This is a genomic window from Cellulomonas sp. GbtcB1, from assembly GCF_019091725.1.
In the GTDB taxonomy this organism is placed as follows: Bacteria; Actinomycetota; Actinomycetes; order Actinomycetales; family Cellulomonadaceae; genus Cellulomonas.
Genome location: NZ_JAGXJG010000577.1, coordinates 1 through 235, shown reverse-complemented (window position 1 = coordinate 235; position 235 = coordinate 1). Strand labels below are relative to the sequence as shown.

Annotated in this window: 1 protein-coding gene; it reads left to right on the top strand. The window is 76.6% G+C overall.

What is annotated here, in order from left to right; all coding sequences use genetic code 11:
* Positions 1-235 (top strand): PH domain-containing protein (locus KVT14_RS21435; RefSeq protein ID WP_217617392.1); only part of this gene is annotated, 235 nt, incomplete at both ends.

Below are 235 nucleotides of genomic sequence, written 5' to 3'. Positions count from 1 at the left end.
GCCCTACGTGGCACCGGTGGTGCTGGTGGTGCACTGGGGCTGGGCGGCCTACTGGCGCCCGGCCGTGCTGGTCAGCCCCGCGGGCGACGAGCTCCGGAACGTCACCCGGACGATCGAGCTGCCCTGGCCGACGATCCAGCGGGTCGACACCCGCTACGCGCACACGCTGCACACCGCCTACGGCGACTACGCCGCGTGGGCGGCGCCGGCGCCGAGCCGGGCCCGGGTGGCCACC